This is a genomic window from Prosthecobacter dejongeii, assembly GCF_014203045.1.
GTDB lineage: Bacteria > Verrucomicrobiota > Verrucomicrobiia > Verrucomicrobiales > Verrucomicrobiaceae > Prosthecobacter > Prosthecobacter dejongeii.
The window spans coordinates 1038785-1061159 of the sequence record NZ_JACHIF010000001.1 but is presented as its reverse complement, the minus strand read 5'-3'; the positions used below and the strand labels follow the sequence as shown (position 1 = coordinate 1061159).

25 protein-coding genes are annotated in these 22375 nt (G+C 57.5%); 16 read left to right on the top strand and 9 right to left on the bottom strand.

Translation table 11 applies throughout. The annotated features are described in order from the left end of the window. Positions 1 to 4: 4 nt before the first annotated feature. Both HNQ64_RS04200 and HNQ64_RS04195 read left to right on the top strand, forming a co-directional pair. Complete coding sequence (locus tag HNQ64_RS04200; protein ID WP_184205655.1) at positions 5 to 451, top strand: hypothetical protein; 447 nt, start codon at positions 5 to 7, stop codon at positions 449 to 451. Between the two features lie 252 nt (positions 452 to 703). Continuing rightward, a complete protein-coding gene (locus tag HNQ64_RS04195; protein ID WP_184205653.1) occupies positions 704 to 1564 on the top strand; it encodes a hypothetical protein in 861 nt (286 codons plus the stop codon). A gap of 150 nt (positions 1565 to 1714) precedes the next feature. Here HNQ64_RS04195 and HNQ64_RS04190 read toward each other — a convergent pair whose 3' ends face one another. Then, complete coding sequence (locus HNQ64_RS04190) at positions 1715 to 2221, bottom strand: hypothetical protein (protein WP_184205651.1); 507 nt, start codon at positions 2219 to 2221, stop codon at positions 1715 to 1717. Positions 2222 to 2359: 138 nt separating this feature from the next. Here HNQ64_RS04190 and HNQ64_RS04185 point away from each other — a divergent pair, with 138 nt between their 5' ends. Then, positions 2360 to 2737: a hypothetical protein gene (locus HNQ64_RS04185; protein WP_184205649.1), complete on the top strand. Its 378-nt coding sequence runs from the start codon at positions 2360 to 2362 to the stop codon at positions 2735 to 2737. Between the two features lie 284 nt (positions 2738 to 3021). Here the strand turns inward: HNQ64_RS04185 and HNQ64_RS04180 are convergent, their stop codons facing one another. Together HNQ64_RS04180 and HNQ64_RS04175 are read right to left on the bottom strand one after the other, a co-directional pair. Continuing rightward, complete coding sequence (locus tag HNQ64_RS04180) at positions 3022 to 3666, bottom strand: Vgb family protein (protein ID WP_184205647.1); 645 nt, start codon at positions 3664 to 3666, stop codon at positions 3022 to 3024. Positions 3667 to 3676: 10 nt separating this feature from the next. Beyond that, positions 3677 to 4897 (bottom strand): helix-turn-helix domain-containing protein, encoded by a 1221-nt coding sequence (locus tag HNQ64_RS04175; protein ID WP_184205644.1) that lies wholly within the window; start codon positions 4895 to 4897, stop codon positions 3677 to 3679. A 122-nt stretch (positions 4898 to 5019) separates the two neighbouring features. On the opposite strand from HNQ64_RS04175, the gene HNQ64_RS04170 reads away from it, so the two are divergent. From HNQ64_RS04170 to HNQ64_RS04140, 7 genes are all read left to right on the top strand, one after another. Then, positions 5020 to 5838 carry a DUF899 domain-containing protein gene (locus HNQ64_RS04170; protein WP_184205642.1) on the top strand — a complete coding sequence of 273 codons (819 nt, stop codon included), beginning with the start codon at positions 5020 to 5022 and terminating at the stop codon, positions 5836 to 5838. After that, positions 5835 to 6128: a hypothetical protein gene (locus HNQ64_RS04165; RefSeq protein ID WP_184205640.1), complete on the top strand. Its 294-nt coding sequence runs from the start codon at positions 5835 to 5837 to the stop codon at positions 6126 to 6128. Before HNQ64_RS04170 ends, HNQ64_RS04165 begins: the two co-directional genes overlap by 4 nt. A gap of 105 nt (positions 6129 to 6233) precedes the next feature. Further along, positions 6234 to 7328: an amidohydrolase family protein gene (locus tag HNQ64_RS04160; RefSeq protein ID WP_184205638.1), complete on the top strand. Its 1095-nt coding sequence runs from the start codon at positions 6234 to 6236 to the stop codon at positions 7326 to 7328. A gap of 66 nt (positions 7329 to 7394) precedes the next feature. Beyond that, positions 7395 to 7829, top strand: a complete 435-nt coding sequence (locus HNQ64_RS04155) for a hypothetical protein (protein WP_184205636.1) — start codon at positions 7395 to 7397, stop codon at positions 7827 to 7829. Between the two features lie 20 nt (positions 7830 to 7849). Continuing rightward, entirely contained in the window at positions 7850 to 8527 is a 678-nt protein-coding gene (gene tsaA / locus HNQ64_RS04150) for a tRNA (N6-threonylcarbamoyladenosine(37)-N6)-methyltransferase TrmO (protein WP_184205634.1), read from the top strand. Then, positions 8524 to 9402, top strand: coding sequence for a phosphotransferase (locus HNQ64_RS04145; RefSeq protein WP_184205632.1), 879 nt, complete (start codon positions 8524 to 8526; stop codon positions 9400 to 9402). The genes tsaA and HNQ64_RS04145 overlap by 4 nt, the downstream gene beginning before the upstream one ends. Positions 9403 to 9464: 62 nt before the next feature. Next, on the top strand, positions 9465 to 9728 hold the full coding sequence (locus tag HNQ64_RS04140) for a hypothetical protein (RefSeq protein ID WP_184205630.1): 264 nt from the start codon (positions 9465 to 9467) through the stop codon (positions 9726 to 9728). A 68-nt stretch (positions 9729 to 9796) separates the two neighbouring features. Here the strand turns inward: HNQ64_RS04140 and HNQ64_RS04135 are convergent, their stop codons facing one another. Next, on the bottom strand, positions 9797 to 10393 hold the full coding sequence (locus tag HNQ64_RS04135; protein ID WP_246430928.1) for a hypothetical protein: 597 nt from the start codon (positions 10391 to 10393) through the stop codon (positions 9797 to 9799). A gap of 128 nt (positions 10394 to 10521) precedes the next feature. Between HNQ64_RS04135 and HNQ64_RS04130 the strand changes: the two genes are divergently transcribed. Next, positions 10522 to 11076 (top strand): hypothetical protein, encoded by a 555-nt coding sequence (locus HNQ64_RS04130; RefSeq protein ID WP_184205626.1) that lies wholly within the window; start codon positions 10522 to 10524, stop codon positions 11074 to 11076. A gap of 61 nt (positions 11077 to 11137) precedes the next feature. Continuing rightward, positions 11138 to 12121 carry a c-type cytochrome gene (locus HNQ64_RS04125; RefSeq protein ID WP_184205624.1) on the top strand — a complete coding sequence of 328 codons (984 nt, stop codon included), beginning with the start codon at positions 11138 to 11140 and terminating at the stop codon, positions 12119 to 12121. Positions 12122 to 12141: 20 nt separating this feature from the next. On the opposite strand, the gene HNQ64_RS04120 is transcribed toward HNQ64_RS04125, so the two are convergent. Next, positions 12142 to 13479, bottom strand: coding sequence for a DUF1501 domain-containing protein (locus HNQ64_RS04120; protein WP_184206152.1), 1338 nt, complete (start codon positions 13477 to 13479; stop codon positions 12142 to 12144). Between the two features lie 215 nt (positions 13480 to 13694). On the opposite strand from HNQ64_RS04120, the gene HNQ64_RS04115 reads away from it, so the two are divergent. The 3 genes from HNQ64_RS04115 to HNQ64_RS04105 all read left to right on the top strand — a co-directional run bounded on the left by HNQ64_RS04115 (position 13695) and on the right by HNQ64_RS04105 (position 17901). Next, entirely contained in the window at positions 13695 to 15440 is a 1746-nt protein-coding gene (locus tag HNQ64_RS04115; protein WP_184205622.1) for a sialate O-acetylesterase, read from the top strand. Positions 15441 to 15540: 100 nt separating this feature from the next. Next, entirely contained in the window at positions 15541 to 17154 is a 1614-nt protein-coding gene (locus tag HNQ64_RS04110) for a PEP-CTERM sorting domain-containing protein (protein ID WP_184205620.1), read from the top strand. 63 nt (positions 17155 to 17217) lie between these two features. Beyond that, a complete protein-coding gene (locus tag HNQ64_RS04105) occupies positions 17218 to 17901 on the top strand; it encodes a DUF2238 domain-containing protein (RefSeq protein ID WP_184205618.1) in 684 nt (227 codons plus the stop codon). 3 nt (positions 17902 to 17904) lie between these two features. Here the strand turns inward: HNQ64_RS04105 and HNQ64_RS04100 are convergent, their stop codons facing one another. The 4 genes from HNQ64_RS04100 to HNQ64_RS04085 all read right to left on the bottom strand — a co-directional run bounded on the left by HNQ64_RS04100 (position 17905) and on the right by HNQ64_RS04085 (position 21751). Further along, the gene (locus tag HNQ64_RS04100; RefSeq protein WP_184205616.1) at positions 17905 to 18663 is read right to left on the bottom strand and encodes an inositol monophosphatase family protein; all 759 of its coding nucleotides are present in this window, start codon (positions 18661 to 18663) and stop codon (positions 17905 to 17907) included. A gap of 36 nt (positions 18664 to 18699) precedes the next feature. Beyond that, the gene (locus HNQ64_RS04095) at positions 18700 to 19350 is read right to left on the bottom strand and encodes a phosphopantothenoylcysteine decarboxylase domain-containing protein (protein WP_184205614.1); all 651 of its coding nucleotides are present in this window, start codon (positions 19348 to 19350) and stop codon (positions 18700 to 18702) included. After that, positions 19347 to 19892: a flavoprotein gene (locus tag HNQ64_RS04090; protein WP_184205612.1), complete on the bottom strand. Its 546-nt coding sequence runs from the start codon at positions 19890 to 19892 to the stop codon at positions 19347 to 19349. The genes HNQ64_RS04095 and HNQ64_RS04090 overlap by 4 nt, the downstream gene beginning before the upstream one ends. A gap of 86 nt (positions 19893 to 19978) precedes the next feature. After that, a complete protein-coding gene (locus HNQ64_RS04085) occupies positions 19979 to 21751 on the bottom strand; it encodes an endo-1,4-beta-xylanase (protein WP_184205610.1) in 1773 nt (590 codons plus the stop codon). 122 nt (positions 21752 to 21873) lie between these two features. Between HNQ64_RS04085 and HNQ64_RS04080 the strand changes: the two genes are divergently transcribed. Continuing rightward, positions 21874 to 22374 (top strand): hypothetical protein, encoded by a 501-nt coding sequence (locus HNQ64_RS04080; RefSeq protein ID WP_184205608.1) that lies wholly within the window; start codon positions 21874 to 21876, stop codon positions 22372 to 22374. Position 22375 lies beyond the last annotated feature (1 nt).

Below are 22375 nucleotides of genomic sequence, written 5' to 3'. Positions count from 1 at the left end.
TGTCATGAAATCTGCTCTTCTCGTGCTGTCAGCGTTAGCTGCGATGGTCTCCATCACCTCGTGCACGTTAACTGCCAAAGCCTATCCGGTGGCAGGTCCCGCTGTGCAGGGAGGAAAAGTTTTGGATGCCAAATTTACCTGGGCTGGCAACGGCTCAGGTACCGTCGCCTTGACTCTGCCTGATGGCGAAGTCTGCACAGGCCGCTATGCTACGGTGGTAGGGGGCATCATGAGTCCAGAAATCGTTGCGGCTCAAGGGAGCGCCGTGGCGATCTCATCGGCGTCTGTGTCTACTGGTGATGTTCGTGGCCTGCAAACAAGCCGCGCCATGTTGATGGGAACCCGAGGCACTATTGTGGACTTTGAAGGATACACTTCAGGGGCGAATCCAACGCATGGTTTTGGCCGGGCTAAAGACAACAATGGCAATGTTTGGAAAGTGATTTGGTAGAGCTTTCGAGGTCGCTGATCCGAAAAAAATCCGATAGGACGAGATCAAGATCCGCACCGCCGCCATGCAAAACCGCTCCCCCCTTAAGACCACTCTTCATGGTGCCGACGCAGCCCTGAAGGCGATAAAGTCTCTGTAGGCGGCTGATGCACAGGGGCTTAAAATGCCGAAAATTGACTAGCAATGAGTGATCACCAAAAGCCTCCTTTAACTACGGTACTTGCTGGTCTTAGGCCAGTGCAAGGTATGGCCTTGAGTGAACTCCTTGAAGGCGAGCCCCTTCACTCTCGCCAATTGGTGCAAGGGCTATTTGATTTAAATAGCTTTTCGAGCGTGAAGTTTCCAGGTGATATTAGAATCTATTGTGACCACGATCATTGTAATGGAGTGAGACGTCATCTGATAAAAGGTAAAAATACCTACGAAGTTGATAGTGTGTCTTACTGTTTCATTCGATACATCTGCACCAATTGCAGCGAATCCGAAAAAATTTATACAATAAAGGCGGAACTTTTGAGGGCTGATACATCTTCCGGCTATTGCACGAAGATTTATCAGGACCCGCCATTCGGCTTGCCTATTCCGAAACGGCTTTTTAAAGTGATTGGGGAAGACAATCGACAGCACTTTCTACAGGCAAGACGCGCAATAGCTCGTGGTCTCGGAGTTGGTGCGTATGCTTACTACCGTCGAATAGTTGAGAACAATAAGTTCGCTCTAATCGCAGCAGTGCTCGAAGTAGCTCGGGCCATTAATGCACTGCCTGATCAGATTGAGCTCTTGGAAAAAGCTCAACGAGAAACCCAATTCTCTAAAGCTTTGGATATGCTCCAGGATGTGACTGCAATTCCTCCAGTCTTATTAATCGAGGGGCACAATCCATTGGCCCTGCTGCACGATCTTTTGAGTGAAGGCATTCACCAACTGACCGACACAGAGTGTCTTGACCGAGCAAAGGACTCAGAGATTGTTCTCTTTGAGATTGCTGAGCGGATGCAGATCGCTTTGACCGAACGAAAAGCCGTTAAATCGGCGATCAGCAGTATCATGAATCGAAAGAACTCAAAGAAGGCTTCGCCAGGATCTACCGACCCAAATGTGAATGCGAGTTGAAAAAGAGTGTGGTCAGTCTTGCCCGCATCGTTAATGTCGCGGCTTCGCCGCCTATGTTTTTCGATGGCGAAGAAGTGAGCAGCCACGAAGCTAATCTCCGCGCTCCTCTCGTAACCTCTTTGCACGACTCAGGCAGAGGCACGAGTCCCGTCATTCGTTGTTGAGGGAGAACACAAATCCGATGCGTTTTCGATCCATGGAGCATACGAAGTACTCCCAAGTGTAGCCTCGTTCCGCATCGGTGACGTTGCCGTGGCTGCTGCCCCAGTAGTAGGGCGCGGAACCCCGGCTCTGATTGCTAAAGATGAGGGGAGAGTCGAACTCTGCCACGAAGGCTTCTGCCAGAAGTTTGGCCTGGTCTGGCATCAGACGTTCATTGCTGCCGTAATGGACCGCTTCTTTAATGGTGATTTCCAAAATCTCGAGGCCGTGCTCCAAAGGGAGTTCTCGAATGGTCCGCTCTGTCACGTTTCTCAGAGGAATCGTTTCTTGATGAAGATCGCCGGGAAAGCCTTCGAAGGAGGGATGCTGCTGAAACCATTCAATGACTCGGGACAGCGACGGTGGAGAGTCGCTTTCAAGATCTGCAAAGACAAACTGAAGGTAGATGTTCCAAAGACTGTCTTCGGGATTGTACAATTGATGAAAAGTGGCCATGCAGGATCAGGTTCAAAGCATGGATCAAGCCCCATCCTTTGCCAAGTTTGATGACAAAGAGTCGGAGCGTGGATCTTCTCAACTGGCTTGACCACAACAGCACGCCTTCCCATCATAGATGGCTTCAAGATGACCGCTATGAACGACCATCCTCTGCCAACCCTTCGCAACCAATTGCTGAGCTTGCACAAGCTGCTCATGAATACGGAGCGCGCGGCGTATGAGAAGGAAGAGAAGGTGACCTTGTCTCCTCTGAAGCTTTTGCAATTGCTGACGGAGAATGAGCGCTTCTCCTGGCTGAGGCAGCTTTCGCAACTGGTCGTGATGATGGATGAGGCGATGGAGGAAAAGCCGCCGATCACGAACGAGCGTAAGGATGCCCTGGTGGCCGAGGCTCGGCATCTGCTCACGGGTTCAACAGAGGCGGGGAGTTTTGCGATGCGCTATGCGGCGATCCAGGAACGAGAAGCGGCCGTGGCGGCTGCTCACGCAGAGATCCGCAAGAGCTTCGAGTAGTTCCCCTTCGTCTCTTGAGGATGCGGTGCAGGACCGTAGGGCGGTGTGTGTCCGGCGGGAACGATGTTCGCTGACTCGTGCGAGCAAAGCGCCGGATTACCCGCCTGGTTTGGGGGGGAGAGGTTTAACGCGTGGCCTAGCACCAGAGTGAGTGCTATCTCTGGGGCCTGTCTTTCATGGGTTCGAGGCTTCCTAGAAGACGGGTAATCCGGCAAGAAGATCTGTTTCGAAAAGGACCTCCATAGCCGGACACACCCGTCCTACTTACGGCTTGCAGGCCGGAGTTATTTCTTTTTGTTAGGCCTGCGCACAACCCGTACCTTTCCGCTGCCGCCTCCGCCGCAGAAGAAGCGGTCTTGGCCGTCGGATTCGAGGCCGGAGACGCCGATGTCGGGGGGCAGGGTGAGGGTTTCGAGGACTTCGCCGGAGTGAGGGTCGATGCGGCGGAGTTCGCTGTCGTCGTCCCAGGTGCCGTGCCAGAGATCGCCATCCGCCCAAGTCACGCCGGTGACCATGCGATTGGAGGCGATGGTGCGGAGGATGGCGCCGGTTTGGGGATCTAGCTGATGAATCTTGCGGCCTTCATACTGCCCGATCCACAGGCTGCCTTCGGCCCAGGCCAGGCCGCTGTTGTCGTCGGCGCTGGGGGCCGGGATGGTGCTGAGGATGTCGCCGGTCTCTGGGTTGATCTTATGAATGTGGCCTTCGGAGACCTGGTAGAGGTGCTTGCCATCATAGGCCGTGCCTGCATGGGCGGGGACTTCCAGGAAACGGACGATCTCGCCACTGGCGGGATCCATGGCATTGAGCCTCTTGTCGGAAGCCCACCAGACAACGTCACCGTCATAGGTGACTCCGTTCACTTGGGCGTTGCCTGGGTAAGGGCCAAATTCGCCAACGATGTCTGCAGGGTAGGTGGTGGGGTTCATGGGAATGAGTCTAACCGCCGGGCAGCAAGGTGGGGAGTAACATTATCGTCGTGAATCCAGGCACGGAGGAAGAGGTCCATCGTCGCGCCCGGGCACGGCCAAACCACTGCACTTTTCCCTCCTCTGCGAGGACATCGAGAGAACGTTGCACGGTGCGCTGGCTGATGCCGAGAGCCAGGGCGAGAGCCGAGCTAGACCAGGCCTCACCATCGGCGAGAAAGGCCAGCACCGCACCGTGCTCCTCCTCGACTGGCCAGGCCAGAACGTTCACGGCCACATCGTTGCGAGGCCGGAGCGCAAAGCCCTGCGGGGTCGCCTGCACATCCGCCAGCGGATGCAGCAACTGGCGGAGGCGACCGATCTCCACCCGCAGCCGGGCGCGATGGGATTCATCCACCCGCTTGGCCTGAAAGGCAGCGCGCAGCAGGTCCGTTCGGCAAACATCGTTAGGCCAAGCTTCGGCCAGAGCGCGGGCGAGTGCAAACAGCACGGGGCGTGAAGCCAGGGGTATCACCATCTTGCCTCGCCTAACCACCCGGCGGCAGGCATCCACCACCAAGGTTCCTGAGGCCAGCAAGGCCTCCAGATCGGCCAGCAGGATGAGGCGTTCATGGTCGCCTGTGATGTGCCGTGCCACGGGTGTTTCTAGCCGTTGGGCAGCGGCGGCCACTTCGGCTTTCAAAGCGGGAATGCGGGTCAAATGCGCAGCCTCTTGGGCGCGGGTCAAAGCTGCCCGTGCAGGCCCCGTGCGCAAACGTTGCATGGCAATGCCGGCGAGAATCATCTCATGCGCGGCCCGTCGGATCGGCGGCAAAGGCGCGGGATCAACGGTGCCGAGCAGACGTTCTGCCTCGTCGAGCTGACCGAGCAAAAGCGAACGCCTAGCTTGGAGATGGCAAGCGTGCACGGCATTGAGGGCATCGCCGTTTTGTTTCAGCGTGGCCTGGACTGTGGCGAGCTCTTTCACAGGCCAACTCAGCTCGCGGGAAACAAAGGCGATCTCCGCCTGGGCGACCACACAGCGGGCGTGGGCGAGGGGTTGTTTGGGACCAAAGGCTCGCGCGGCCCGCTTTAAAAGATGCTGGGCCTGGGGTAGATCGCCCAGTTGTGCCATGGCGATGCCTCTCAGCGCCAGGGCAGGTGCGTCCTCGCGCAGCGCCACGCAATTCAGCGCACGCAGGGGATCTCCCGCAGCGAGGGCAGAGGCAGCTGCAGTGATGAGCGAGTCCATGAATAATCGCGCCATCGTTGTCACTCACACACGCTGCTGCCAAGCGATAACTTGATCCCGACGACCCAACTCTGGGCCGTCACTCAAACGAAACTCACATCATCCTCCAAGGAGGAATCCCCATGACTACACACCGAATCGGAACCCAAGAAGAATGGCTCAAAGAACGTCTGGAACTGCTGAAAGCCGAAAAGGAACTGACGCGGCAAAGTGACGAGCTGGCGCGGCAACGCCAGCAATTGCCCTGGGTGCCTGTGACCCAAGATTACCGCTTCATGACCGAGGCGGGTGAAGCCAAATTGGCAGACCTGTTCCAGGGCCGTTCGCAACTTTTGGTTTACCATTTCATGTTTGGTCCGGACTACACGGCGGGCTGTCCTTCCTGCTCATCGATTGCCGATGGGTTCAATGGCATTGCCGTCCATCTGGCGAATCATGATGTGCTGCTGACGGCGGTTTCCCTGGCCCCGCTGGAGAAACTGGTGGCCTTCAAAAAGCGAATGGGCTGGAGCTTTCCGTGGGCGTCCTCGTTGGGGTGCGATTTCAATTTCGACTTCTGCGCCTCATACACCGAGGAGCAGCAACGGAACGGCCTGGAGTACAACTTCACCCGTGAGCCGCAGCAGGAATGGCGCGATGGCAAGCCGGGCGGAGGTGAGGTGGCGGAGTTTGAATTTGCCACCATGTGCGGTGTCAATACCCCCACCTATCTTCGGCAGAGACCGGGGATGAGCGCCTTCATTCAGGAGGGCGGGACGGTCTATCACACTTATTCCACATACTCGCGCGGTGTGGATAGCCTGTGGGGCATGTATCCTTGGCTGGACCGGGCTCCGCTGGGGCGCAATGAGGAAGGAGGGGTCTGGTGGCGTCACCACGATCAATACGAGACGGCAAGCAACCAAACAGCGCCCTGCTGCCAACCCGCCGAACGCGCATGAAAAAGCTCTCCTGCTGTGTGGAGCACTCCCGGCGCGCAGAGGTTGGCAAACGAGGTATCGCACAGGCTGCGAGTGTGGTTTTCTCCAGTCTCATGCTCATCGCGATGCCAAAATGTCCGGTTTGCATGGCCGCCTATGTGGCCCTCATGACTGGCATCAGCATCTCCGCTGCCGCGGCCTCGCACCTGCGACTAGGTTTGTTCGTGGTGTGCCTCAGCGTGCTGGGTGGTCTAGTGCTGCACGGCCTGTGCAAGCGCTACCGAGGGAGGTGTAAAAGACTGCGCCGTTAGACCGAGGCGCGGATCATGAGGAAACCACAGATCCGTGGTGAAGTGGTCATCTCGACTCTTTCACCTCGGCATTGATCCGTCGCCTTCTCGCGCTAACGGAATGGCATGACACTTGATCTTCCTCGCTGGTTCGACCTCCACACGCACTTTCGCCAAGGCCCTGCTATGGCGGCTTATGTGAAGGCGCACCTAGACATGGGCTGTGCGGGGGCCCTAGCGATGCCAAACACGCAGCCTCCGGTTTCCCGGGTGTCTGGTGAGGCGCAGGCCGATGGCTGGTCCCTGGAGAGTTATTCAGCAGACTTGCGCGCTGCAGGGGCAGAGGTTTTTGAGCAACTCATCGTCCCGCTTTATCTCACGCGCCAGACCACGGCGGCGATGATTCGCGAAGGGGCTGCCTCTGGCCTGTTGCGGGCCTGCAAATACTACCCACCGCATGGCACCACGAATGCCGAGCATGGCCTGCCTATGGATGACCTCATCGGCGGTGAGGTCCTTCAGGCCATGGAGGAGCAGGGCATCATCCTGTGCATCCACGGGGAGCAGCATGGACTGAGCGGGCCAGACTACATTGATGCGCAGCAGAATGCCGAGACGCGATTTTACACCGAGCGGATGCCGCGCCTTTTGGCCGCGCACCCGAAACTGCGCATCGTGTGTGAGCACATCACTACGCGCACGGCGGCTGAGTTTGTGGCGAAGGCCCCGGACCACGTGGGGGCTACGATCACGCCGCAGCACTTGCTTTACACGATGGGGCACCTGATCCAGGGCCTGAAATACCACCTGTATTGCCTGCCCATCGTCAAGTTCCAGGATGATCGTGCAGCGCTGCGGCAGCAGGTGACGGTGGCAGGCCAAAGCAAGTTTTTTGCCGGCACCGACAGCGCCCCTCACACAACCAAAGCGACGGCCTGTGGCTGTGCGGCTGGCTGCTTCACGGGCGGCTGTGCACCGCAGCTTTATGCCATGGCATTTGAAGAGGCGGGTGTGGATCTCAGCTCGGCGGATGGTCTGGCTTTGTTCGAGCGTTTCCTCAGCCTGAATGGTCCTGGTTTCTACGGTTTCCCTGCTTCCATGCAGCGTTTCCAGATGGAAAAAGGCCCGTCACAAACACCGTTGTTGGAAACCCCAGTAGGTCCCATCACCCCCTTACCTCTGGGTTTGGGCATTGAGCTCACCTGGCGGATTTTGGGCTGATCGCGACCGTGCTTCGGTGTCAAAGAAACATCGTTGCCAAGCGTCAATCCGCTGACAGGCTAGACCATGACCTCACGCTTTCTCCTCTCTCCTTTTCTCTTTTTGGTACTCTTGCTCGCTCAGGTGCAGGCGGACGAGTTTGATTCGCAGGCCTTCATGGGCATGAACTCGGGTAACAGTGTGGGGGCTGCGATCAAACGCGGCGAAAAGGATAATAAACGGGTGCTGGTGTTTGCCTATGATGAGAAGAAGAATGGGCAAGCCTTCCACATCAAAGGCATGCTGGAACTGGAAGAAACGAAGAAGCTGGTTCGTGAACATTTCATCCTAGTGATCACGGATTTCAAAGACCGGAACATCCGCGATGTGATCGGCAGTGAGGGCATGGACCGTCCTGTGTACTTCCTCTTCAATACCGATGGATCTCTGGTGCAAAAAGGCACCGCTGCCATGGGTGCGGGTGCGGGGGCCAAGCTGGTCAAGGAGTGGACGTCCAAGTAGTCTCTGCGCGCTTTCACCGCATGCCTGAAATTACACCCATCGCCACCCTGCGGACTTGCTATACGGACAAGTTTGGGGTGCCGAGACAGCCGGGGCTGGTGCCTGCGGCTTGGGGCATTGTCGAATTTGAGCCCGCTTTCCGTCGTGTGGAGGCGGTGCGAGGCATGGAGGAGTTTAGCCACCTGTGGCTGATCACCCAGTTTCATCTGGTGAAGGAAGAGCCGACCTCCCTCACCGTTCGCCCACCGAGGCTAGGGGGCAATGAGCGCAAAGGCGTGTTTGCCACACGTTCACCTTTTCGGCCCAATCGCCTAACTTTGAGTGTGGTGAAACTGGACCGTGTAGGGCTGGAGGGGGACAAAGCCCCGCGCCTTTTTGTCTCGGGTGTGGATCTAGTGGATGGCACACCCATTTTTGACATCAAACCATATATCCGCTACGCAGACTCCGTTCCAGAGGCGAACAGCAGCTTTGCCGATACTCCACCCGTGCGGGTGCCCGTGCTGTGGGAGTGCCCGCAGCCACCGGAAGAGGTGCGCGTCATCATGGATCAGTCTTTAGCTTTGCAGCCCCAGCCCGCGTATCATGCGGATAACATCCGTGAGTACGTGACGGAGATCGCAGGGTGGCGCGTGCGCTGGGCCGCCCTGCCGGACTGTGCCAAGGTCGTCGCCTGTAGCCCCTTCTCTGCGCCATGAGCCACCTCGACCTTCCCATTCGTGCGGCCACAGAAACCGCTCTCGCCCACGGCGTCACTCTAGATCGCTGTGAAGTCTTGCAGGATGGAAACACGCTGGTGCTGCGGCTGAGCGAGACACTGGTGGCGCGGGTGGTGCAGGATGTGGACGGGCCGCGCCAGGGCACAGAATGGTTTGCCCGTGAGACAGCACTGGCACGCCACCTGACGCAGCAGGGAGCGCCCGTGGTGCCCATGCATCCGGATCTGCCGCAGGAACCGCATGAGCATCTGGGTTACACATTGAACTTTTGGTTATACGTTTCAACCATCGAGGCGGCCCCTGAACCGAAAGAAATTGGCGCTACCTTGCAGCATTGCCATGAAGTCTTGCGCCATTTCCCGGAACCTTTGCCAAAGTTGGCGATCTTGACTGAAAGCCTCGCTCTTCTGGCCACCCTGAAAGAACGCGCACTCTTTCCTGATGCCACCCTGTCTTTACTCCGTGACTGCCTAACTATCTCTACGGAAAAACTGGCTGCCTTTCCTCATCAGCCCTTACATGGAGATGCGCACTTGGGGAATCTCATGAACACAACCACGGGTTTGTTGTGGGCAGACTGGGAAGACACCTTTTCTGGGCCGGTGGAGTGGGACCTCGCCTCCATCCTTTGGAATGCGAAGATCCTTGAGGAAGATCATGACACGGTGGACCAGATCCTCACCGCGTATCGGGATGCTGGTGGAGCGGTCCGTGAAGAAGCACTGCACCACAGCTTTATTGCCCGAGCTGCTGTCATGAGCGCTTGGTACCCCATCCTGTACCCGAATCCAAATGCGGAGCGGCAAGCAAAATTGCAGCGTCGGCTGGATTGGCTTGCAGCGTTGTCTGGATAGACTTCTCCGCAAATGATACGAACGGTTTGAATACGCCTCTTGAGTACTGCGTCAGAGTCGTTGTGAAAACTCGACTCCATTATCTTCTCGTGGCTTTGCTTTTAGGCACCACCTTGACCAATTGCACCACCGCTTACGATGCCTATGGCAGGCCGCAGCAGGTGGTCACCCCTGAGGGGGCCGTGCTCGGCGCGGCTGCCGCTGGTTTGCTGGCCTATAGCCTGGCGAACAACCACAATGACCGTCACTATGACCGGCGTTATCACGGCCATTACCGTCGTTCTCCTTATCGTTCATCGGGCTACCATCGTGGTCATTGGCATTGAGAAATCTCGGCCTAACCAGATTTAATGATCCGGTAGGTGAAGAAGTGAAGTGCCCTGTTACAGAGCCTTCACTTCTTCACGGCTGTTTCTGAGAGTTCAGGCAAAAGCTTCGCATCATACGTGGCTCCCTTCGAAACCTGGATGAGCGTCATGCGCACCCGAGTGGGAAAGAACTTTTCTGAGTCTGCGCGCTTGTGGGCGTGGGTGTTGGTATGATCCTTCAGAACCAAGTGCATTTCTTTGATGCCCTGGTCCCAAAGGATATCGTTGTTTTGCCAAAAACTGGTCATGGCGATGTCCTTTTCATACACACCCTTTTCCTGATAAACACCTGTGCCGATGCAGCCATAACCGTGGTTTTGACCTTTGTAGGGGATGTAACAAACACTCCAGGTCGTCGGTGCGCTGCCCGCAGGTTTATCCAGCACCTCCAGCCGCACATGCACCGTGCCGTTGCGATAGTCCACCGGGGTGGTCCAGTCTTTGGGTCGCTGAGGATTCAGACGATCACTTTTCACGTAGTAGTGGGACTTGCTGGGCGTGCTGTTGTCAGCATCGGCCTTGGTAAATGGGAATGTCACGTCGAATAAAACGAACTGCTCCGCCTGGCTGAAAGAGCGACTCAGGACGAGCAAGGTGAGGATCAGAAAAAGAGGTATTTTCATGCGCATGGAATGGGTGCGATGGCTGCGGCTCTTTAGCAAGTGCGCTGGAATGATTTCCCAGTGTTTTTACTGTTCAGGTTAGTACTTTCGGGCAGGATCAAGGTGTGATCTTTAAACCCTTTCTCATCATGATGTGTTGCCATTCCCGGTGGGTTCTATTTCTTGGCGCTTTATATCTATCCACTTCATTGCTCGGCACTCTACAAGCCCAGGATGAGGACTGGCAGATAGAGCTTACTCTGGGCAAAGATGGGTGGCGGACTTATCAAAATCCGCGCTTTGGGGCGGTGATTCCCGTTCCACCAGGACTCGTAGCATTGGAGCCGCCGACCAACGGGGATGGTCAGGCTTTTGCGACGCCCGATGGCAAGGTGCGGCTAGCGGTTTATGGATGCTTCAATGTGGAGGGCACCGCCGATCTGGATGTGCGGTGGAAGGATGATCTCGTTGCTTCAGGTCGCACGATCACTTACCAACGAAAGACCGACAGTTGGTATGTGATTTCTGGCGTGATGGAAGATGGCACGGGCTTTTATGAAAAGTACACCGCCAATGCCAAGTATGGATCGGGCTGGCGGATGACTTATCCGCAGAAGGAGGAAAAGAAGTATTCCGCCTGGATAGAGCGGATCGCCAAAGGGTATCAACCTCGGTTAGGTCAGGGTTTTGACACCCTTGAATAGGGGATGACTTGTATGGGATCTGCTTGCTTTGGAAAAACTTCCTTGCTAGTGGAAGCCACTAATGAAAAAGCTGCTTAAAATCCTGGGTGCCCTGCTGTTACTGGCGCTTCTCTTCGTCGCTGGGGGCGTCTTTTATGTGGTCAATTACTTGCCTAACATTCCGGTGCAGGCGGACCTCAAGGTGGAAGCCACGCCCGAGCGGCTGGCCCGTGGGGCTTACCTAGCCAATAGCGTGGCTGTGTGCATGGACTGCCACAGTACACGAGATTGGGCGCTGTTTTCAGGTCCACTGAAGCCAGGGACTTTGGGCGTTGGGGGTGAGAAATTTGACCAGACGATGAATTTCCCCGGGTCTTTTATTGCGCCGAACATCACGCCTCACGGGCTCAAAAGCTGGACGGATGGCGAGCTGTATCGAGCCATCACTAGCGGAGTGAGCAAGGACGGGCACCCACTTTTCCCGATCATGCCTTATCCTTCTTATGGCAAAATGGCGGCCGAGGATGTGTACAGCATCATCGCTTATCTGCGCAGCCTTCCGGCGCAGGAAAGTAGCCCTGGCCCCTCGAAAGCGGACCCGCCAGTGAACGTGATCATGCATCTCATGCCGCAGCCTGCCCAGCCCGTGTCACTGCCTGCGAAGACGGACGTGGTCGCTTATGGTGGCTATCTGGCGAATGCAGCGGGCTGCACGGAGTGCCACACGAAGATGGAAAAGGGCAAACGAGTGGGCGCGCCTTATGCAGGCGGCTTTGAATTTGCCATGCCCAGCGGCACAGTGCGCTCGCCTAACATCACGCCCCACGCCGTTACCGGCATCGGTGCGTGGACCAAACAGATGTTTGTGGACCGCTTCAAAGCCTACGCGCCGGGGACTTTCAAACCTATGCCAGTGGATGCCGCCAAAGGTGAAATGCAGACTGTCATGCCCTGGACCATGTATGCGAACATGACAGAGGAAGACCTGGGTGCCATTTACGATTATTTGAAGACGCTGCCAGCGGTGGAAAACAACGTCGAGCGTTGGTCTGTGGCAAAGAAATGAGGCGTACTCTGCAGGGTCCACTACGCGATCAATTCCGTGAGCAAACGCCCGCCATTGACGATGTCAATCGGGCGCACACCCTCTAAGACGAGGCGCTTGGAGGCATTGATGCCGAGCAAGCGGTACATCGTGCGGGCGAGATCTTCGGGCCCCACCGGGTTCTCCTCAGGTTCGGCACCCAGGGCGTCTGACTTGCCATAGACAAAGCCTCTTTTCACGCCGCCACCCGCCATCGCCACGGAGAAAACACGCGGATAATGGTCGCGGCCATTGGTGGAATTGATCTTGGGGGCACGACCGAATTCGGAACTGACCAGCACGAGCGTGGTATCCAGCATGCCACGTTCGTCCAGATCCTTGATCAGCCTTGCAAAAGCCACATCGAACTGCGGGGCCTGACTTTCAAAGGAGCCTTTGATGTTCGAGTGATGATCCCAGCTACCGTAGTTCACGGAGACCATGCGGGTGCCTGCCTCGACAAGGCGGCGGGCTAACAAAAAGCGTTGTCCAGCCGCATTGCGTCCATATTCATCGCGAAGTTTGTTAGGCTCGGCATTGAGGTTAAAGGCTTCTCTTGCTTGAGTGGAACTGATGAGGTTGTAGGCCGCATCATAAAAGCTATCCATGGCAGTGAGGCCATCGGATTTCTCTTGGCTGCGGAAATGTTCATCCACGGCAGCGAGCAGGGAGCGGCGGCGCTCGAAACGGCGGTCATCAATGTCCTTGGGAGCGGCGAGGTCGCGCACCGTGAAGTTTTTATCCGCTGGATCACTCCCCAGAGCAAAGGGGCCAAAGGCACTGCTGAGATAGCCGCTGCCTTGATCCGGCGCGATGATGTTTGGAATGGCAATGTAGGGAGGTAGATTGTTTCGCGGTCCCTGCTCATGAGAGATAATGGTGCCGAAGCTGGGAAACTTGATCGCCGGGCTGGGGCGGTAGCCGGTGAACATGTTGTGCGTGCCACGTTCGTGCGCAGCCTCACCATGGGTCACGGACCGGATGATGCTGATCTTGTCCAGGATCTTAGCGATGTTCGTAAACTGCCCGCCCACGTATTCGCCAGTGACACCTTTGACAGGGCTGAAAGGGCCCCGGTAATCAGGAGCGGCCAAGGGTTTCGGATCCCAGGATTCATGTTGGGCCATGCCGCCGGGGAGGTAGATGTGAATGATGGAGGTAGCGACGGGCTTGTAGGACTCCACGGGGGGCAGGTTCATTTGGGCTGCTTGAAGCTTCAGCAAATGCGGCAGCGTGAGCCCCAGGCCAGCCATGGCACCCACCTGGAGAAAATCACGCCGGCCCTGGGCGGTGGTGAAAAGGTTGGAGTGGTGGCCGGAGCACAAGCGATGCATTTTCATGGTCGGATTCGGTGGAGATTCATCACCGACTACGGGCTGTGAAGGCATCTATTACGTTCACGTGTGATTGTGCCAAGAGAGGGGAGAGAGTTCGCAACAGAGGCTCAGTACCGCTTTCCGAAGAACACACTTTTTAGTTAGACCTTTTTCTGTTTTTTGCGGGCACTGTTTGGTAAGGTCCTGAGACAATGAGCGTTCATGGGGGCAGATCCATCATGAAATATTTCTCACGCCGTTCCTTGGCCATCCTTCTCCTCAGCCTGCCGGGCAGTGTTCTGGCAGAGCTTTCACTGCCACATTTCTTTAGTGATCACATGATCCTCCAGCGGGAGCGTGCGGCGGCCCTTTGGGGTCACGCAGATCCACTGGCCGAGGTAACCGTGGCTTTCAAAGGCAAGACGGCTGTGGGCAAAGCAGACGCTCAGGGGCAATGGCGGGTGGCGATTGAAACGGGTCCTGCAGATGCTGAAGGAAAAGAGCTCAAGATCACCTCAGGGGCGGAGACGGTGTTGGTCAAAGATGTGCTGGTGGGGGAGGTGTGGCTGGCCTCTGGGCAGTCAAACATGTACTTCACCATGAACCGCGCGCCAGCCTATGCGGAGCTGATGGCTAAGGCGAATTACCCCGGGCTCCGCATGTTCAATGCTCCCCTGGTGACGGCGGAAACGCCGCAGCGGGACATTGAGGGTGAGTGGTCACTGTGCAGTCCAGAGACCGTCCCCGGCTATTCTGCCGTGGCGTTTTTCTTTGCGCTGAAACTTCACCAAGAGCTGGGCATTCCCGTGGGGGTGCTAAAGACCTGCTGGGGCGGTAAACCGGTGGAAACTTTCACCAGTCGCGAGGCTCTCAATACCCACCCGGCTAGCAAGGCCCTCGTGGACAAGCTGGTGGCCGAAGCTGCGAGTTATGAACCTGCGGCCGCTCAGGCTGACTACGAAGCTAGATTGGAAAAATGGAAAGCGACTATGGCTGCGGCCAAGGGCAAATCGGCCGAGGTGCGCAAGCGCCTGCCCAAGAAGCCCGTGGTCCCCAAGCCGCCCTTGTTGACTGAGGGCAAACCGGGTGTGCTTTTTGATGCGATGATTCACCCCTTCGTCGGCTACACGCTGCGCGGGGCCATTTGGTATCAGGGAGAGGGCAATGCCAAAGTGGGGGCAGTGCCCTATGATGAATCCCTGCCGCTGATGATCCGTGACTGGCGGCAGCGCTGGGGAGATGAGTTTTCCTTCTACTTCGTGCAGTTGGCGAATTATCGCGCGCCTTCGACGGCTCCCGGCACGCCAGATCCCTGGGCCCTGCTTCAGGACCGGATGCGGCATATTTTGGAGACCACGCCCAAGACTGGCATGGCCGTCATCAACGACGTGGGGGAGGTGAGTGACATCCACCCGAAGGATAAAATGACGCCTGGTTACCGCCTCGCCCGTTGGGCTTTGGCGAAGGATTATGGACGTGATCTCCTCTACAGCAGCCCTCTTTACAAAAGCAGCGAGGTGAAAGACGGGGCGATCCAGGTGACCTTTGATCACGCAGGCAACGGTTTAAAAAGCCGCGATGGCGGGGCGCTGAAACGATTTGAAATCGCTGGTGCAGACAAAGTCTGGCACTGGGCGGAGGCCAAGGTGGACGGGACGGATAGCGTCGTGGTCAGCAGTGCGGAAGTGAAACAGCCAGTAGCCGTCCGTTATGCCTGGGCCTCCAATCCAGAGGGGGCGAATCTGGTAAATAGTGAAGGCCTGCCTGCCTCCGTCTTCCGCACGGATGACTGGGATGATGTGGAGGCCAAAGAGGGGGCCACCTCTGGCCGCGGTATCCAAGCGCGGCGCGCTCAAGCGGCGGAAATCAGAAAGCTGAATGCCCAACTCGCCAGCTTGGACAAAGGCAGCGCTGAGTTCAAAGCTCTCCGCCAAAAGATCCAGGCACTGCTTGCGGAATTGAAGGCGGCGGCTCCGAAAAAGTAAGGTTCCCGCTGGGTCTTTTTGCAGAAACTCCCCCCGCGAAGGCTTTAGGCCTCGTTAAGGTTGATCATCAGGCGAGACGCGGCATCATGGCCACCCCCCCATGAGCTTTCGCGCATTTGTTTTTCCATGCCTTGCCCTTTTGGCCTGCCTTTCTCCTGCTACCGCCATCACGGTGGACTGGGATGGTGGAGGGGCGGACAATAAATGGAGCACAGCGGATAACTGGAATACGAATGCCATTCCGGCCATCACTTCCCCGCTGGATGATGTGCGTTTTTTAGGTTCGGTCAAACCTGCGGTGGATGTAGATACCAATGTCAGCGTGCAGACGCTCAAGTTCATCACAGGTGCTTCTGCATTTACCCTCAGCGGCACGGGCGTGATTAATCTTGCAGGCACGGGTATAGGTCATGATTCCGGGCTGCATTTGCGCAATGAATCCTCCGCGCTGCAGACGATCAATAACAACATCGTTTTCACAGGCACCAGCATCGGGTTCAATGCGGTCAGCGGGAACATGACCTTCAATGGCAGCATTGACATGAGCGCGGCGACGAACATCCGCTTCCTCGGCGGCGGTAGTCGTGTCACCACCTTCAATGGCGTGATTTCCGGCACCGGGGCTGGCCAACTGGCCTTCAACAGCGGTGGTACTTTCGTTTTGAATGCCCTCAACAGCTACACCAAGACCACCAGCATTTGGAGTGCCACCGTCAAGCTTCTGGTGGATGCCCCCAGCGGGGCCAATGGGGCCTTTGGCAATAGCACCGGTGCGATCAATATGGGAACCACTTATGATGGCGGGGCGCTCACTGGCATCCTGCTGGCCAGCAATGCCGTGACCATCGGCCGTACCATCACTCTGGCTTCTTCCTCCACCAGCTTTCCTGCGGTCACGCACAACTACACCATCGGTGGTGATACCGCGCACATCTCTAATTATACGGGTACCATCACGACGACCAATGGCAATGGCACCAAGGCCGCCAGCAAGCTGACCGTTACCGCAGCCGCAGGAGGCCGGGTAAACATCGCCAACATCGTCCGTGGTGCAGGCACCACCGGCACGGCAGATGACGTGGTGAAGATCGGCAACGGCATCGTGGCCATCACGGGCAGCAGTAATAACTGGCAGGGCAATACCCTCGTGCAGGCAGGCACCTTCTTGGTCAATGGCAGTGTGCTCACCAGCCCCAGTGGTAAGAATGTGCAGGTCAGTTCAGGAGCCATCTTGGGCGGCAACGGCACGCTGACGCGCGAAGTTTCTTTGTCTGCGGGTGCGATCCTGTCACCTGGGGATGTGAGTGCCGCAGGCGTCAGCCTGGGCAGTAAGCTCACTGTGGGTGATGTCACCGGCCTCACGCTTACCCCCACTTCGGTGCTCAGATTTGACCTCAGCACCTTTGATAGCATCACAGATGACGAAGTCAGTGTGCAGGGAAATCTCGCTTTGGCGGGTCAGCTTAATGTCACTGACCTTGGAGGCTTTGGAAATGGCGCTTACAAGCTATTCGACTGGACAGGACTGCTCACCTATAACCCTGCCGATTTCACTTTTGGCAACATGCCCAGTGGCTTCACCTACACGCTCGATACCACCACCTGGGCAAATGCCGTTTACCTCGTGGTAACGCCTGAGCCCGGGCGTGCGCTGCTGCTCTGCGTGGGGCTTTCCATGCTGCTTTTCAATCGCCGCCGTAAGCCCATCGTTTGATGGAAAAGGCTGGGCGAAAGGTGGTGGATGCTCTTCAATGTGAGCAAAGCCTCTTTGCCCCTCATGAAATACCTGAGCTACGAGAAGTACACCTGCTTACTGTTAGGCCTATTCGTCGCCTGGTGGTCAGCCTTGGCCATCAGTCCACACTATCGTCACGATTGGTTGCTGGAAAATGTGCTACTGGTGCCTGCCTCAGCCTTGCTGCTCTGGGGCTGGAAAAGGCGGCTGTTCTCACGGGTGTCGCACACCCTTATTTTTGTTTTCCTGTGCCTGCATGAGGTCGGCGCCCACTACACCTATGAAAAGGTGCCGTATGACCAGTGGTGGCTGGCACTGACGGGCGGCACCTTCAATGACCTCATGGGGTGGGAACGGAATCATTTCGACCGCCTGCTGCATTTTCTTTATGGGCTACTGTGTGCGTATCCCTTCCGCGAGATCTTCCTGCGTGTGGCAGGCGTGCGTGGTTTTTGGTCCTACTTCCTGCCGCTGGACATCATGCTTTCCACCTCAGCCATTTTTGAGCTCATCGAGTGGGCGGCGGCCACGGCCTTTGGGGGCGACTTGGGCAACGCCTACCTGGGCACCCAGGGAGATGTCTGGGATGCACACAAAGACATGGCGCTGGCTGGCCTGGGGGCTCTCATCGCCATGACTTTGAATGCTGCCGTCAACAAGCGTTGCCAGCGGGACTTTGCCCGGGAGTGGAGTGAGAGCCTGAAGGTGACCTCGAAAGCGGCTTAACGCTTACAGGTAGGGCTCGATGTCCAGCTTGCCATTGGTGGCGCAGATGAACATGGTGCCTGGGCGCACGGTGCTGTCGCGGGTGACGATCTTGCCTCCGGCAGCTTCCACCAGCATGACGCCGGCGGCGATGTCCCAAAGGCTGATCTGCTCCTCCACATACGCATCCAGTCGCCCGCAGGCGATGTAGGCCAGCGCAAGGGCAGCACTGCCCAGCATGCGTGTCTTGAAGACCTCGTAGCTGATGCGGCGGTAGCGCTCAAAGCCCGCATCCAGGGCGGATTTGCTCTTGGAGAAACCGACCGTCACCACCGCCTCGCTCATCTGGGCGCGTGTGCTGGCAGTGATAGGTTTGCCATTGAGGGTGGCGACGCCGCCTTTGACGACGGACCAGGTTTCATTCTGCATCGGGTCATGGATCACGCCCAGCAAAGGCTCCTTGGTGGAGCGAACACGTGCAGCGATGGACACGCAAAAATGCGGGATGCCGTAGAAGTAGTTCACCGTGCCATCGATCGGGTCCACGATCCATTCCACATCGCCATCGCCGCCCACATCACCTTCTTCTTCACCCAGGATGCGGTGGTCCGCGTGGTAACCCAGGATGATGTCGGTGATGAGCTTTTGGCTGCGTACATCCAGTTCCAGTTTCACATCGCGGCGATGCATCTCATTGACGGTCTTTTCAGAGCCGAAGTTGTCCCGGATGAGGTTGCCGGCCTGAGTGGCGGCTTCGATGGCGATGGCGATGAGTTCTGGCATGGAATGAAGGGATGGAGGCGAATGTCCCGGAGGAGATCAAAGGGTTTTTTTCAAGGCGGCCTGCTGGGTGATGAACGCGATCAACTCGCGAGCCAGCGCAGCCTTGCTCTGACGTGGCAGGGGGAAGGGCGAGGCGTCAGGCAGGCACAGAGTGACTTCGTTCTCCGTGCTGTCAAACCCGATGCCCACCTGCGAGACATCATTGGCGATGACGAGGTCGCAGCCTTTGCGTGCTAGCTTGTCGTGCGCATGTTCCAGCAGTCGTTCCGTCTCAGCCGCGAAACCCACTAGGTAACCGGTGAAACCGAACACGCCGCGGGCCGAGCCGAGAATATCCTCGGTTTTCTCCAGCGTCAGGGTCAGGGTCTCGCCTGTTTTTTTGATCTTTTGTTCGGCCCTGGCGACCGGTCGGTAATCCGCCACGGCCGCGGAAAAAATGGCGGTATCCTGCCCGCTCAGGTGGCTGCTCACGGCCTCGTACATTTGGCGGGCGGTTTCCACCTTCACCATGGTCAGGCCTTCGGGCATAGGTAGGGAGACGGGGCCGGAGATCAGCGTCACCTCATGCCCTCGGTCTCGGGCGGCTTCGGCCAGGGCGTAGCCCATTTTGCCAGAGGAACGGTTGGTTAGATAACGCACCGGGTCCAGAGGTTCGCGTGTTGGGCCAGCGGTGATGAGGATCTTCATGCGGCTCCCTTGTTTAAGAGGACCTGCACGGCTGCCAGGATTTCTTCCACAGGAGCCAGACGGCCCACGCCTTCGTAACCGCAGGCCAGCAGCCCTTCCGCAGGTTCGATGAATTGCGCGCCCCAGCCCTTGAGTGTTTCCACATTTTTCAGAGTCGCCGGGTGCAGCCACATTTTGCCGTTCATCGCTGGCGCGATCAAGAGGGGAGCCCGTGTGGCCAGGGCGATGGCCGTCAGCGCGTCGTTGGCAAACCCATGCGCCATGGAGGCTAGAACGTTGGCGGTAGCAGGCGCGATGAGCAGCAGATCCGCATCATCAGCGAGTTGGATGTGACCGGGCTGCCAGCCTTCTTTTTCAGCAAACAAATCCGTCACTACTGGGCGGCGTGAGAGGGTGGCCAGCGTCAGCGGGGTGACAAATTCCAGCGCACCCTTCGTCAGCACACAGGTCACCTCGTGCCCAGCTTTGGTGAGCTGGCTGGCCAGATCTGCCGCCTTGTAAGCGGCAATGGAGCCGGTGATGCCGAGGACGATGCGTGACATAGGGCGTGTGGGAAATTCGAAGCGCTTACAAAGGGCACTACGCTTGCCGTTTGGAAATGAAAACTTTTGCCCGGTGACGGCTCTGCTCAGGGCTGGGGCGCGGAGGTTTTTTGGAGGCTGGCGCGCCCAGTCGGCTTCTGATGATGGAGTGTCACCGTGCTGTTGGCCACTCCACCTTCAAGATAGGTCGTCACCAGATAGTCACCGGGAAACCCCCGCCATTTGACCCGGCCTTCGGCATCGGTTTTTAAAGTCACATCTGTGCGCCAGCGTCGGCCGATCCACTCTTCCAGTACCTCACCGCGAAGACGGATGGACCAGTCCTTGTTCCAGGAGGCGGCTTCAGGTTTCCAGTGCGTGCCTTCCCAAAAACCCCAAAGAAGGATGCTGCTGTAGGCGGGATGGCTAAAACAGGCGATCAGCACGTCGCGGGTGTAATCTGCGGCCAGCTCTTCATCGGCCTGCGTCACCACATCAAATTCCGTGATGGACTGCGAGGGAACGATTTTCGCGTAGCGATCGGTCACGGCTAGAAGGTCCTCAGGGGATGGCAGAAAGCTTTCGTCAAAGTGGGCCTGGTTGCCCAGGCCTGCTACGGAGAGACCGGCTTCATTCAGCGCCTGGATGTAGGTGAAGGTGCGCTCTTGCTGCGGGCCGGGGCGGAAGATCTGATCTTCGTTGACCCAAAAAGGCAGGTCCGTCAGGGACCGTGCCAGCCGGTAGGTTTCCCGGTCAATCTCTGCCAATCCGGGTTTTGCATTCAACATGTCAGCGCCATGCCAGGCGATGGGGTGATTGATCACATCCCATTCACGCACACGGTCTTTCACGAAGCCGAGCCGCTCACGGGTGCCTTCGAAGATCCGCTGCCGGATGACCTCGGCGTCGTTGATGCCGTGGAGATTGTAGGGGGTCGCCACCTGCATGAGGTAGTGGCCGCGCACCGGGATGTGACGCGCCTGAAGCCAAGCGAAAGCTTGGTCGAGCTGGGCATTGCGGTGGTGGCGTTTTTCGGCGCTCGCCTCGGGCGGCCACTCCCCTTCTTTGAGATCGTTTTCAAACACCACGATGCTAAACAGGCGATCCACAATATTCCGGAAGTTCCGCCCATCCTGGCTGTCTTCCAGTAGCCATTTTACGGGCACAGCGGAACCAAAACCAAATTCATGGCGCTGCAAAACAGCGCGGACTTCGGTGTTCTTCAGGGGTTGACCCGCCGGGTCCGTCAGGGTCAGAGCCAGATCGGCTTGGCGATGTTTTTCGATCCGCTCCAGCGCGGCTTTTCGCCAGGGAGCCTGGGCCTCACGCCCGGCATAACTGCGGCGGATGCGCGGTAAGGTGGCGATGTCTGTTTTCGCTGGGTAGCTGAACAGTCGGACGCTTTCGACCTCCAAGGCCTGTTCTTTTTGCCCGCACAGCAAGACTAGCGCCGCCATGCCTGCGTCTGCGTTTTTGTTGGGCACCAAAGTCACCGGCAATTCAGTCCATTCAGGATGAACCTCCAGGGTGGTTTCCGCGCTGAGGGCTAGGTAGGGGGCTTGTTGCAATTGCAGTTTGGCTATCATTACCCCTTTAGAGGACGGGCCCAGGACACGGGCCTTGATCACCGCTAGCACAGGCTCCCCGGCTTTGATCTCAGGCGTGCAGGGGACGGTAAACTGGGCAAGATAGGCTTTGGATGCGTCAGCCTTTTCTACCGTGATGCGTGCCCCCTTTTCCAGAGTCACGGCTTTTCCCGCTTCCGCGTTGGCGCTGGCTTTCAGAGAGCTGCCGATCTCGGTCCCTCCGGCAGGGATTTCCAGGGCTTGTGCGGAGTGGAGACACACACTGAGCAGGGCGGAGAGCAGGATAAACTTCACGCCGCAGTCTGACGTAGGGGAGCCCTGCCGCAAGATTTTATGCAACGAGGGCTTTAGCACTGCCTGGGGTTGCGCTCACATCTCTCATTGCAAAACCGTCGTGTCTGCATCACGCCATGGCCATGTCTTTCCTGAAACGATTCGAAGTCTGGCTGCTCATTCTCCTCAGCCTCGGGGTCACCCTCTGGGTTTTTACGACGGAGGAGGCCTCAGAAGGCAATCCAGAGCCCCTGGCTGCCGAGGTGACGACTACCGAGCCAGGTTTGAAAATCCACCGCTGCACTCTGGAGCGTGATTATGGCAATGCCCGGCTGGACATTGAGCTGCGTTACCGCAATACCAGCCCCCGCCCTTTCTCCTTTCAGCCCCCCGATGTGCGCCTAGTGACAGCGGAGGGGAAAGAGGTGCCGCTTTTCACCCTCGCCACGGAAAAGCCGCCGCAGGTCCCTGCGCAGACAGCTCAGGACGTGCGCATCCGTTACTGGTTGGAGAAAGCCCATTTGCAGGGAGCCCTCACCTTAGAGGTTCGTGGTGAAAAAGCGGAAGTGAAAAAGCCAGCTCCCCTGGACTTGGAAAAGCTTGAGAACGGCAAGTCGAAGACCTGGATCGGCGCCGTGGAGTAAG